The sequence below is a fragment of the Cryobacterium sp. 10I1 genome (genome assembly GCF_035019805.1).
Taxonomy (GTDB): domain Bacteria; phylum Actinomycetota; class Actinomycetes; order Actinomycetales; family Microbacteriaceae; genus Cryobacterium; species Cryobacterium glucosi.
This window is the reverse complement of the sequence record NZ_JASJVF010000094.1, coordinates 1-11,452: the sequence shown is the minus strand read 5'-3', so window position 1 is coordinate 11,452 and position 11,452 is coordinate 1. Positions and strand designations below refer to the sequence as shown.

The 11,452-nt window shown below is 62.3% G+C and carries 11 protein-coding genes and 4 pseudogenes; 7 read left to right on the top strand and 8 right to left on the bottom strand.

The window, feature by feature from the left end:
* Positions 1-460, top strand: a pseudogene (locus QN345_RS10000) (IS256 family transposase); the annotation flags it as partial.
* A gap of 53 nt (positions 461-513) precedes the next feature.
* On the opposite strand, the pseudogene QN345_RS09995 reads toward QN345_RS10000, so the two are convergent.
* Positions 514-723: pseudogene (locus tag QN345_RS09995) on the bottom strand (integrase core domain-containing protein); the annotation flags it as partial.
* Between the two features lie 97 nt (positions 724-820).
* Positions 821-1,768: a ferritin-like domain-containing protein gene (locus tag QN345_RS09990; RefSeq protein WP_322137445.1), complete on the bottom strand. Its 948-nt coding sequence runs from the start codon at positions 1,766-1,768 to the stop codon at positions 821-823.
* A 343-nt stretch (positions 1,769-2,111) separates the two neighbouring features.
* Here QN345_RS09990 and tatA point away from each other — a divergent pair, with 343 nt between their 5' ends.
* The gene (tatA, locus tag QN345_RS09985) at positions 2,112-2,351 is read left to right on the top strand and encodes a Sec-independent protein translocase subunit TatA (protein ID WP_134558614.1); all 240 of its coding nucleotides are present in this window, start codon (positions 2,112-2,114) and stop codon (positions 2,349-2,351) included.
* Between the two features lie 5 nt (positions 2,352-2,356).
* A complete protein-coding gene (gene tatC / locus QN345_RS09980) occupies positions 2,357-3,151 on the top strand; it encodes a twin-arginine translocase subunit TatC (RefSeq protein WP_416173089.1) in 795 nt (264 codons plus the stop codon).
* Positions 3,152-3,166: 15 nt separating this feature from the next.
* On the opposite strand, the gene QN345_RS09975 is transcribed toward tatC, so the two are convergent.
* Positions 3,167-3,640, bottom strand: coding sequence for a Sec-independent protein translocase TatB (locus QN345_RS09975; RefSeq protein ID WP_416172991.1), 474 nt, complete (start codon positions 3,638-3,640; stop codon positions 3,167-3,169).
* Between the two features lie 636 nt (positions 3,641-4,276).
* Here QN345_RS09975 and QN345_RS09970 point away from each other — a divergent pair.
* The 3 genes and pseudogenes from QN345_RS09970 (at position 4,277) to QN345_RS09960 (ending at position 6,600) form a co-directional block, all read left to right on the top strand.
* A complete protein-coding gene (locus tag QN345_RS09970) occupies positions 4,277-4,882 on the top strand; it encodes a hypothetical protein (RefSeq protein WP_323508615.1) in 606 nt (201 codons plus the stop codon).
* A 79-nt stretch (positions 4,883-4,961) separates the two neighbouring features.
* Positions 4,962-5,114 (top strand): annotated as a pseudogene (locus QN345_RS09965) (transposase); the annotation flags it as partial.
* A gap of 108 nt (positions 5,115-5,222) precedes the next feature.
* A pseudogene (locus QN345_RS09960) lies at positions 5,223-6,600 on the top strand (IS30 family transposase).
* Between the two features lie 259 nt (positions 6,601-6,859).
* Here the strand turns inward: QN345_RS09960 and QN345_RS09955 are convergent.
* The 5 genes from QN345_RS09955 to QN345_RS09935 all read right to left on the bottom strand — a co-directional run bounded on the left by QN345_RS09955 (position 6,860) and on the right by QN345_RS09935 (position 10,437).
* The gene (locus tag QN345_RS09955; RefSeq protein WP_322137443.1) at positions 6,860-7,834 is read right to left on the bottom strand and encodes an FHA domain-containing protein; all 975 of its coding nucleotides are present in this window, start codon (positions 7,832-7,834) and stop codon (positions 6,860-6,862) included.
* 2 nt (positions 7,835-7,836) lie between these two features.
* The gene (locus QN345_RS09950) at positions 7,837-8,100 is read right to left on the bottom strand and encodes a hypothetical protein (protein ID WP_198413482.1); all 264 of its coding nucleotides are present in this window, start codon (positions 8,098-8,100) and stop codon (positions 7,837-7,839) included.
* A gap of 210 nt (positions 8,101-8,310) precedes the next feature.
* Positions 8,311-9,141 (bottom strand): IS30 family transposase, encoded by an 831-nt coding sequence (locus tag QN345_RS09945; RefSeq protein ID WP_416347656.1) that lies wholly within the window; start codon positions 9,139-9,141, stop codon positions 8,311-8,313.
* Complete coding sequence (locus QN345_RS20580; RefSeq protein WP_416347657.1) at positions 9,138-9,491, bottom strand: helix-turn-helix domain-containing protein; 354 nt, start codon at positions 9,489-9,491, stop codon at positions 9,138-9,140. Before QN345_RS20580 ends, QN345_RS09945 begins: the two co-directional genes overlap by 4 nt.
* A 127-nt stretch (positions 9,492-9,618) precedes the next feature.
* A complete protein-coding gene (locus QN345_RS09935) occupies positions 9,619-10,437 on the bottom strand; it encodes a hypothetical protein (protein ID WP_322187986.1) in 819 nt (272 codons plus the stop codon).
* 459 nt (positions 10,438-10,896) lie between these two features.
* On the opposite strand from QN345_RS09935, the gene QN345_RS09930 reads away from it, so the two are divergent.
* Positions 10,897-11,452 (top strand): LPD29 domain-containing protein (locus tag QN345_RS09930; protein WP_323508614.1); only part of this gene is annotated, 556 nt, incomplete at its 3' end.

Genomic DNA, 11,452 nt, shown 5'->3' with positions numbered 1-11,452 from the left:
AAGCGGCGCCAGGGTTCATTCTTCCCCGCGCTCCTCGAGCGCCGCCGCCGGGTGGACCAGGTCCTGTTCGTCGTCGTCATGGAGGCTTACCTCCACGGCGTTTCGACCAGGAAGGTCGACGACCTGGTCAAGGCCCTCGGCGCGGACACCGGGATCTCCAAGTCAGAAGTGTCACGGATTTGCGCGTCTGGACCGGGAAGTCGCCGCGTTCCGCGACCGGGACCTCGGCGAGACCGGGTACCCCTACGTGTTCCTCGATGCCACGTATTGCAAGGCTCGCGTCAACCACCGCGTGATCTCCCAAGCCATGGTCGTCGCGATCTGGGTTGCCGCCGACGGGCGCCGTGAGGTCCTCGGCTTCGACGTCGGTTACAGCGAGACGGAGGCGTTCTGGACGAGCTTCCTCCGCTCGCTGAAGACCCGCGGTCTCGACGGCGTCGAGCTCGTGATCTCCGACGCACTGAGCTGCTGCGGAGATTTCGGACAGCGGACCTGGTGGTTTCTTCTACGCTGCTAGGGCTGTTGATAACCATGGTGGACTTCGTTGGGTATACGGTAACCGAGCGCTGAGTGCCGGCGTCGGCTGTTGTAGAAGCCTTCGATGTAGCGGATGACGTCGTTGCGAGCTTGGCTTTTTCTCGCGTACACGGTCCGGTAAATGCGTTCGTTCTTCAGTATTGAGAAGAACGATTCCGCAATGTTGTTGTCGCAGCATACGTCCGTATGGTGCCAACATTGTGAGTCATCCCGGCATGGGAGATCGTTTTGCGGGCTGGTGGGGTGCCCTCTGCCCGCTGTGGATCGGGCAGAGGGCCGTTGTTCAGTGTCCGCTGGTGTTGATTTTGCCGTTGACGCCGTCGGGGAAGAATCCGCCGGAGGTGGCCTTGTTGGGGGTGAGGTAGGCGATGTTGAGGACTTGGCCGGGGGTGCGGCTGAAGGCGAGCGCGTTCGCGTCCGTGGGGACCAGGTTGGACTTGTCGGCTGTGCCGATGCCTTGGTCAAGGTCCGTGGGCCCGTCGAGGCTGTCTCGGGCGTCGGAGATTTTCTGGACGGTCGGGTAGATCGATGGGGTCTCCACGCCGAGGGAGTAGAGGGTGGTTCGGATGATGCCTGCGTGGTAGGCCTCAACGGCGAGGAGGCCGGCCGCGGCTTCCAGGTAGGTTTTGTTGCTGATGAGGGGTGCGGCGCCTTTGTAGGCGGTCACGCCGACGTCTTCGAAGATGAAGGCGCCGAAGAGGAAGTTGACTTCGTTCTCGAACACGTCGAAGGTTTCGCCGGGGCCGATCAGTCCAGCGGCGAGGGCTGCGGCGGTGAAGCTGTCATCGAGGTTGAGCGTGGGCCGGGACACTGCGGCGCCACCGAGTGCGCTCCGGAGGAAGGCGACGTGGGATTTCTCGTCCGCCGCGATTTCTTGCGCGTACTTACGGATCGCGGGGGTGTCGAAGGGCACGGCGTAGCCGCCGCTGACGTCTCCTTGCTGGCCGCGCCCGGTGATCATGTCATCGGGCAGTCCGTTACCTGTCACGGCTTGGAGGTAGAACTCGGCCTCGAGGTATTCCAGGTTCAGGGCGAAGTTCAAAATTGCGGAATCGCTGGGCGCACCACCGTCATCTTTTCGTTCGGTGGCAAGGGCGGGTTGACCGGCGAGGAGCACCGCTGATCCGACACCGAATCCGGCGACTCCCGCTGCCTGGAAAAAACGGCGCCGGTCCAAGGCGTTTTCCGCGCTCCTGCTGATCGCGTTAGTAATGAATTTGTGCTCAAACATGAACGCTTCTCCAACCATCTCGTGTGCTCATGGCGGGCCGGGACCCCTGTCCGCACCCGAAACAGCATGGTGCGTCCAACCTCGCATCACAGCCTGAATGACTCCGACCCAGCGAACGTTACGCTCCGCCAGTGCGGCTTAGGGGCTCGCACAGGAATTAGTTTCAGGATACTGAAAACATCAAATAGGCGGCCCTCTCGGCCGGTCGGCCTAGCACCGGCTGCAACCCACCATGGTCCCGGCCTGACGTTCGCGGGAGTATTTATTCGGTTGCCCGGGGCCGGTCGATGTCGGGGTATACGATGCGTTCACTCATTTTTTGTCACAGGGAGGACACCACATAATGCTGGGCAATTTGACTGGATGGCATTTCCTGATCATTCTGGTGATCATTCTGCTGCTCTTTGGCGCACCCAAACTTCCCGGGCTTGCCCGGAGCTTGGGTCAGTCGATGAAGATTCTCAAAAGCGAAATCAGAACGGAACCAGAAGACGACAAACCCGTTTCGTCAGCTGTCACCCCTGAGCCGCGCATTGAGCCCGCCAAGCAGACGGGCGCCACTGGGCCGTCTTCGATGCCGTAACCGTCGTGGTCCTGGGCGCCCGGTCTCGGCCCGCCCCCGCGGGGCGGATGACTTTGGGCCAGCATCTTCTGGAACTACGTAAACGCCTGTTCCTCGCAGCGGCCGGGATTCTGCTCGGCGCCATCGTGGGCTGGTTACTCTCCGGCTTCGTCTGGGGCGCGCTCCGGGAACCGATCGATGCCATCGTGCACGCCCAACACCGAAACGCTCAAATCAACTACCCCGACATCACGTCCGCCTTTGACCTGAAGCTGAAAATATCGGTCTACGTGGGCCTGATCGTGTCCAGCCCAGTCTGGCTCTACCAAACCTTCGCGTTCCTGATGCCCGGCCTCACTCGCACAGAAAAGCGGTACACGTTCGCCTTCTTCTTCACCGCCATTCCCCTGTTTCTGGCTGGCTGCGCGGCGGGATGGTATGTCCTTCCCCACGTCGTGGAACTCATGACCGGATTCGCACCCACCCAAGACGCGGCTTTCATCAACGCCCAAAACTACTTCGACTTCGTCCTCAAACTCGTCGTCGCTATCGGGATCGCTTTCGTGCTCCCAGTGTTCCTGGTACTGCTGAATTTCGCTGGCGTGATCAGCGCCCAGTCCATCATCAAGTCCTGGCGAATCGCAACGCTCATCATCATCTTGTTCACTGCCATTGCGACCCCGGCCGCCGATGTCATCTCCATGTTCCTGCTCGCCATCCCCATGGTCCTGCTCTACTTCACCGCGTACGGCATCGCCGCCCTTCACGATCGTCGCACCGCCAAACGTGCCCAAAACCTCGAGGAAGGGCTCACCGCCTGACGCGGCGGCCTGCGCTCAACGAGCGTCGCTTGTCCCGGAAATGTCGGGTCCTGAGGGTTCGGTCGCTGGCGGTGTGATCACGGGTTCCTGCTGGACGACATCTTCCGCTCCCGTTGGCGAAGCGAGCGGATCGTCGGTGGGGGGCTGCACCTGGCTGGGGCTGTGTGGCGGCGCATCGTCACTGTCCAGGAGTGCCTCACGGATGATCCGGCGGGGGTCATACTTGCGGGGATCGTACTTCTTCCAGTCGACGTCATCGAAGTCAGGGCCCATCTCATCCCGTAGCCGATCCGATGCCCCGGACGCTAACACCCGCAGCTGCCGCACTACGCGGCCCAACATGGCCGCGTAATGCGGAAGCTTTTCCGGGCCCACCAAAAAAACTGCCACCACCCCAACCAGCAACAACTTCTCCAACGTCAAACCAAACATGCGCACACAATAGCCCGACCAGCCATGCCAAGGGGCCGGCAGCGATTCGTTCCACATTTCTCTTTAAAATGAGCTGCTGCGCGTTGACTGCTCTGCAGCAGCGCAGTTCTCGATTCCGGGAAGCGCAAAGAAAACATCCATTCCGTTGTCGGATCTTTCGGAAGTTCTACTGCCACCGGATTGCCTTTGCCCTCGCCCTCCGCTTCCACGTGCATTCAACCGATTTCTTTACGCCATTAATCCCGCACGAGCGTCGCCCGCTCACCGAGGTCTACGAAGGAGGGCGGCCGGTGCTGCCTCCTGCGGTTAAAAGCAGTTGTTGCCTCACGACGGCTGAAAACCCACACGCCACGACATCCGGCCTAGGCTCAGCGCCCTTTCACGGGGAGGCTGGGACATCATCGCCGGCCGAGAACATGATCCATTTCGCTCAGGAGCTCCGTGTCTAGAAACCAAGACGGGTCGAGGACCGAGGGCTCAACGAGCGTGCCGCCCAGTGACCAAGAACCCACAGGCACCAACAGCAGAGTGCCCAGTCATCGTTCTCGGCGTGGCTGGACGCGCACGCGAATTGTCCAGCTTGCCGCCGTCGCGGCCGCGACAGGGGTCGTCGCCGCGATCGTCGTACTCTTTGTCCGGCCGGCGGGGACCCAGTTCCCGTGGCATACGCACATTATCTCGACCACGTTTTGGGTGGGCGAAGTCTTCGACCCGACGGCCGCAGATGGCAGCCAGGTTCTCTCCACTTATGACTCGCTCTGGATCCAGAGCTTTGGAGGGTGTGACGGGGTTCTCGGTGATGGGTCCTGTCAGACCGAGCAGCGCAGGAGCGCCAATGGGTTTCTTCCCAGCCAGATGGCTCCGAAGGAGAACCCGTTCTACCTGGATCTTCCCTTCGATGACGTCCACGATCAGACTGCCCTCTCCATGCGCCAGAAGGTGATTCCGTGGGCAGGGGAGCCGGCCTACGCAACGCCCGCGGGAGACCCTACGGCGAGTCTGATGAAGAACAGGTGGGTCAGGATTCGGGCGAACGGGCAGACTTGCTACGGCCAGATAGAAGACGCCGGCCCCGGCAGCTATCACGACGCCAGCTACGTTTTCGGCTCCAACGATCAACGACCCGAAAATCGCAAGTTCAACGGTGCAGGCATGGACGTGTCCCCAGCGCTGAACGGGTGCCTACACTTCACCGACGTCAACGGGGAAACCGACACTGTCGACTGGCAGTTCCTCGCAGCAAGTGACGTCCCGGCCGGCCCGTGGACCGCGATCGTCACGACCAGCGGAACACGCTAACACCACACAACACACCTGGCGCCTGGTGCAGTTCCCCGAGGTGGCCCTGACCCTGGGGGTGGACACCTCACAAGAGAGAATGTTCACTATGGCAAGATCACGGCGGGAGTTCACTCCTGAGTACAAAGACGAGGCCGTGAAGCTGGTTTTGACTACCGGCAGAGCGGTCGCGACCGTCGCTCGAGAGCTCGGGATCAACGAGGCCACGCTGGGCCGCTGGGTGAGCGCGTTCAAGGCCCGCAACGAGACCGGTTGCGCTATCGCGGACCACATGCGCACCGACCTCATCCAGGACGCCCTCACGATGGCCATGGTGCTGCGCGGAGACCGCCCGGCGACGGTGATCTTCCACAGTGACCGTGGCACCCAATACGCGTCGGAACACCTCGATTATGGAGGTGGTTTATGGGACGTCCGAAGGAATGGATGGCCACGCAACTCGGGCGGGAGCCGATGCGGTCGCCGGGCCGGCCGCCGGGGTGGCGCCGGTCGGGACACGTTTCTTTCGTCACGCTGGTGGGATGCGAGACCTCAGCAAGGCACCGCTGTCAGGAAGGTTCTTGACCTTCGTCGAGCGTGAGGAGATCGCGATCCTGCGAGCACAGAATCTTGGTGTTCGACAGATCGCACAGGCGTTGAGTCGGTCCTCGTCGACGATCTCCCGCGAGCTACGACGCAACGCGGCCTCGCGCGGCGGCAAGGCTGAATACCGTGCCACGAGCGCCCAGTGGCACTCCGACCGGCGTGCCCGCTGGCCCAAGATGGCCAAGCTCGCGGGTAGCCCGCTGTTGCGCGAGTACGTTCAGTCCCGGTTGGATGGAACAGTGAAGCGCGCTGATGGCACGCCCGCGGCAGCTCCCGGGATCGGGGCGTGGAACGGGCGTCGACATGGGCCCCGACAGGATCGCCACTGGTCCACAGCGTGGAGCCCGGAGCAGATCGCAGGTCGGCTTAAGGTCGATTTCCCCGACGATAGGAGCATGAGAATCTCCCATGAGGCGATCTACCAGGCCCTCTACATCGAGAGTCGTGGCGCGCTGCGCCGCGAGCTGACCACGGCCTTACGCACTGGTCGGGCGTTGCGAGTGCCGCGGGCCCGCGCAAAACGCGGCAAGAGCTTCCTGTCAAAGGAAGTCATTATCGCCGCCCGGCCCGCAGAAGCCAACGACAGGGCCGTTCCCGGACACTGGGAAGGGGACCTGATCCTCGGACTAGGCGGGGTCGCGATCGGGACCCTCGTCGAACGCACCACGAGGTTCACGATGCTGTTGCACCTGCCCCCGATGGACGAGCACAAGATGATCGGCGCACAGGTCAAGAACGGGCCCGCGACAGCCGGACACGGCGCCGACGCCGTCTGTGATGCGATCGCCCGAACCATCACCGGCCTGCCCGAGACCCTGCGCAAGTCATTGACCTGGGACCAGGGCGCCGAGATGGCCCAACACGCCAGACTCCGCATCCAGGCCGGGCTGCCGATCTACTTCGCCGATCCCCACTCGCCGTGGCAGCGACCCAGTAACGATAACACCAACGGGCTGCTGCGCCAGTACTTCCCCAAAGGCACCGACTTCACCCGCTACGCCCTGGACGATCTCGACGGCGTCGCCAAGACCCTGAACGAACGCCCCCGCAAGGCACTCGGATTCAAAACGCCAGCCGAAGCGATGGACGAGCTACTGTTGTCCGCAAGCACCAGTGTTGCGACGACCGGTTGAATCTGCCCACGCTGCCGCGGTCGGAGTGTCAGATCGCGTCCTGCTCGATCCGGGGCGTCACGGCCGCGTTTGTGAGGGCGTCGGCGACGAGTTCGGTGCGCATGTGATCGGCGATGGACCAGCCGACGACTTCCGCAGCATCTCCGTGGATTCAGGGTCGGCGTTCGTCCAGAAGGCGTTGAGTACGAAGGGGGCGTACGTTCTGCGGTGCGCTCGCTTCCATTGGTGCACTGTGCGCGGCGCGACGGCAGCCTATCGATCAGATTTCGGAATCGTCGTCTAGCCCGGTGACGACGGGGAGCGTCTTCTCAGCGCTACCCGCGGAATGTGAGTGCTCTGGCTGCCGGCTACGGGTTGGCTGCGGCTTCTGGAACGACAGCTCCCCACCCACGCGCCCGCCATGTGGTCGGCCGTGGTCGGCGTACTCTTCACGAAAGAAAGCCATCCGCCAAGGCCCCATTTCCATCCGGGCGCCTGTGCGCAGGACCTGTGCACCCTCCTGCCCGCGCTCCTTCTTTGCGCCGCCGGAAACCGCCCCAAGCGGATACAGAACGTACTCATCGTTCTCGTCGTGGCGGATTTCAGCATGGAAAGACTGGAGACCCTTTAAACACAAATTCGCCTCCGGGGCCGAGCCAATGGTGGTGATGGTCGGTAGCAGGTCGAACTCAGCCGGCATCTGGCCGTTCCAGTTCTCCGAACCGACCACAAAAATCAGCCGGGGCCGTCCGGATCCCGGCGTGTAGTGCGTCGTGGTGATTTGGCGCCGGATTCTCCGATTGAAGGTCGGCACGAGTGGATACAGAGTCGGCGGCGGCAACGGCACGGAAGGTACCTGCGTGGCTCCGGCACTCCGACGCCGCAAAAGGGGTGCCAGCGCAGCCCAGCTGCCGAGCGCGATGTTTGGGGAACCTGTCAGCAGGCGCTGGATGATCGGCACGCGCACAGCGCCAATACGGATGACCAGTCCGGCGGGTCCTGACAGGGAGACGCTCAGTCCTCGCACGGCCAGGTTCGAAGCTAGGGCACGGATGTTCTTCAGCGTCGCCGTTCGGGAACGCACGAACATTTCCGGGTGATCTGAGAAGACCTCGACATCAAGTCCCTTAGCCTTGATGGTGCCGTTCATTTGCCCCGCCGGCGTCTCGGTGGCGACGTCCGTATCGGCGCCCTTCTCTCCTGGCCCCGCTAGGGAAAACGTCAGATCGATGTCCAACCGGGTTGAAATACTCATGGCTACTTGATGATCGGATCGATACCGGAACTCTCGCTCGTGGTGACCCTGAGGGTGCCGTTCAGTTTCCAGGTGGCGCGCGGGGATTCCGGCCCTATGTCACGCGGCACTTCAACCGTCATGTCGACGAAGCTGTAGTTGATCGCGGCATTCTTGCCGGTCAGGTAGGACCACATCTCCCTACCAAGATCTGTCCAGTCCTTGATATTGTGCACATCGTGGCCGACAACGGTTGCGGGATCTGCGGGGGTTTGGCTGTCAGTCACGGTATGTTCCTTCTCGCTTGTCGGCTGGAAATGGTCACTCAGTCATCAGAGATCCGACCAGACGATTAGCTCTGAATCGGAGCAAACTCGTGCACAGGGCGCGCAGCCGCCAATTGCTTCATCGGCTGCGTGCAGTCAATCGTAGTGGAGGGCGCCGTCTGGGGGAAGGGCGATGAATGTCTCCGTTAGGGTCAATACCGTTTGTCGATTTCAAACGGTGGAAGCAACAGGGGCTATTTCCTTCCTTGAGACTAGCTCGCTGAGCAGGTCAGCTGGGGTGCTGCGTTTGAGGGTTTTGCGGGGCCGCTCGTTGAGTTCAGTGGCGACTTCGAGGAGGCGTTGAGCGCTGTGGGCGTTCAGGTCGGTTCCTTTGGGGAAGTACTGACGCAGTAGGCCGTTGGTGTTCTCGTTCGAGCCGCGTTGCCAGGGCGAGGCGGGGTCGCAGAAGTAGATCGGAACGCCGGTGGCTTTGGTGATGTCCACGTGCCGGGCCAGCTCGGTTCCCTGATCCCACGTCAACGAGCGCGGCAACAGCACGGGCAGGGCGTCCAGGGCGTCGATGAGGCCGTCGTGGACTGCAGCGGAGCTGTGGCCGTTGGGCAGGTGCACCAAGACGACAAACCGGGTCGTGCGTTCAACGAGAGTCGCGATCGCCGATCCTGACGCGGATCCGACGATCAGGTCGCCCTCCCAATGGCCGGCGACCTTCCGGTCGTTGGCCTCTTTGGGGCGTTCGCTCAGCATCACCTTGTCGCGAATCTTGCCCGGCGCGTTCAGATGTTTTCCCCGTGGTTTCCTGGCTGATCGGCCCCGTCGCAGGTGCCGGTGCAGTCGCACTCCGACGTAACCGCGGCTCTGGACATAGAGGCTTTGATAGATCGACTCGTGCGAGACCTGCAGCTCGGCCTGGCCGGCGAATACGACCGCGAGGTCGTCACTGATCTGCTGCGGGCTCCAGTTCTTCCGCAACCGCTCCTCGACGGCGGCGGCAAGCAGCCGGTCGTCGAGCTTGCTCGGCTTGGGCCGGGCCGCTCTGATCACGCACCGTTTCTGAGCGGCATAGGGCCGGTAGCTGCGCGTAATCGGGTGGCGTTACGACGAAGCTCCCGGCTGATCGTCGACGCGGAGCGCCCCAAATCCCGGGCAATCGCGCGAACACCGGCCCCGCCCAGCCGCAGATCCGCGATGCGTAGACGCTCCTCTTGACCCATATAGCGCCCCGAAGAGGCCACGGCTGGAACGGGAATTCGCCCGCCAGCGGCCTTGATCCACCGATATCCCTGTCTGCGATTCACTCCCACAGACTCACACGCGGCCGCCGCCGACATCCCCTCGCGAACCCGAACCCAGAACAAGTTCTCGCGCTCCTTCAACACAACTCTCGACGCCATCAACAACACCTCACTCAAACGGTGTTGCTACGACCCCTTGAAGCCGCCCATGGGATACAAGACGTAGGAGATCATCTGTTCCCGGGCGGGGGGGGCAGGTGCTTACGAGATGAGGGCACGGGTTTTGTTACCTGCCGCTAGTCGAGACTTCCGTTACGTCGTTGCAGTAGCTGCCCATGGCCTGCTTTACCAGGGGATCCGATTCGGCAACGCCTGCGTACCGGGTCTCAGTGGTCCCGTTGGTGGCTGTCGTGCCGTCCGCAGACATATTGATGTGGGTCCACTGGATGTCGTAGAGCCCGTCACCGCGCTTCTGGGCGAGGGCACCCTCGATGAGGGTTCCGCCATTTCGGTTGTTGCACGCAACACCCGTTCCGTGCTCTCCGAAGCCGTTGAGTAAAAAGCGGTATGGCTGTCCGTCTGTGCCCATCGTTGTGACGAAGCTGCAGTTAATGAACGCGTGTAGCGACGCCGAGCGCCCGTCATCCAGTACCGTCGCGACGATGGCGGGGCCATCCAGCGGGGCGCTCCATCCGCTGTGCGCGCCGGGGCCAGCGAGATCATCGGGCAGGAGCACCGTGGCCCCGGATGCGGTATGGATGCCGTAGCTGAACGCACCGACCTCGGTGTAGAACTCGGTGTCCGGCTGTTGGTCGCCGTCGACGTCCCCGATGATCGCCGTCGTCGCGCCCGCGGGGATCGCGATGCCGTTCGGGATGCATCCCGCAGCGCCAGTAGCGCTGTTTCCGGGTGTCGACGGTGACGGCAGCGGCGACGGCGGGGAGGTCGACGAGACTGCTGACGGTGTCGCGGAGGTCGTTGGAGACGCTCCGGTCGTGGCGGGGGTGGTCGGGGCTTGAGTTGACAGCCCCGAGCCGGTGGGCGCGCAGCCCGCCAGGGCCATGCCGACGACGACCGTGAGTAGAAGAAATGTTGACTTTGACATGTAGGGAACACCGAATCTATTGAGCAACGTGCACGGGCTACACGCTGACCGTATGGGATGAAGTCGTCCCCTGGTGCACTCGTGCTGAAATGTCTCGCCGAGATATCCGGCAACCTATCCCCTAACGGACACGAAAGTGAAATGAGCCGGGCACCGGGTCCATGCCGGGACCATGACCGACCCGGCCGAGACCCGTACTCGAGACGGGGAAATAGGGCAGTCCTGGTACCCCAGTGTGCAGGCCGGTGGGCGTTGCCTTTTTTGCTTTTTCGTCTGGGGGAGTGTTCACTCCGTGCCGCCGGCGTCAAGCCGTCGTCGCAGTTTCGGCAAAACTTTCTCCTCCGCTGCGCTCCTCCAAAACTTTGGCCTGCAACCGCTCCTTGGGGCTTGACCCCGACAGCACTCCATGAGGGCGGAGAACCGCCGAAAAGGCAAAAAACGTTGAGTGAGATAGAGAACATGACCGAATACATCAGCACCAAGGACACCGCCAAGTTGGTTCGTGCCGCATTGAAGAACGCGTTTCCCGGAGTGAAGTTCAGTGTTCGCATGAGCACCGGCACCGCGGTCGCGTGGATGAACGTGAGCTACAGCGACGGACCCACAGAACTCGAAGTGCGCGCGATCACCGGCCACTACGAGGGCCGCCATTTCAACGGTATGACGGACGGCTACGACGACGCCGGAACAGTCCTAGTCGCGGGAGACGGCGAAGAGATGCCCCGTGAGGTGCTTTATTGCTGCGACGGAATCAATAGCCACCGCAACTACACCGCCGCCGGATACCGCGCAGCGCAAAACCTCATCAGCACCGACAGCGACCGAAAAGACCTAGTTCTATTCACTCCCGAGGGCAACCCCATCGACAATGCGACTTTGCCCGACGGGCTTTACGTCGCGGGTCACTACATCGAATACGTCTACAGCCCCACGCAGGTTGAACCGTCCCGGTTTTCCTGCCGCTTTCTTTCTGGTGAAAGGATTCGGATATGCCCAAGAAACACCCAACAGAGGT

Coding starts and splice junctions, on each gene's coding strand:
- QN345_RS09935 (WP_322187986.1), bottom strand. CDS start 10,437: ATGTCAAAGTCAACATTTCTTCTACTCACGGTCGTCGTCGGCATGGCC.
- QN345_RS09955 (WP_322137443.1), bottom strand. CDS start 7,834: ATGAGTATTTCAACCCGGTTGGACATCGATCTGACGTTTTCCCTAGCG.
- QN345_RS09990 (WP_322137445.1), bottom strand. CDS start 1,768: ATGTTTGAGCACAAATTCATTACTAACGCGATCAGCAGGAGCGCGGAA.
- QN345_RS20580 (WP_416347657.1), bottom strand. CDS start 9,491: ATGGCGTCGAGAGTTGTGTTGAAGGAGCGCGAGAACTTGTTCTGGGTT.
- tatA (WP_134558614.1), top strand. CDS start 2,112: ATGCTGGGCAATTTGACTGGATGGCATTTCCTGATCATTCTGGTGATC.
- QN345_RS09975 (WP_416172991.1), bottom strand. CDS start 3,640: ATGTGGAACGAATCGCTGCCGGCCCCTTGGCATGGCTGGTCGGGCTAT.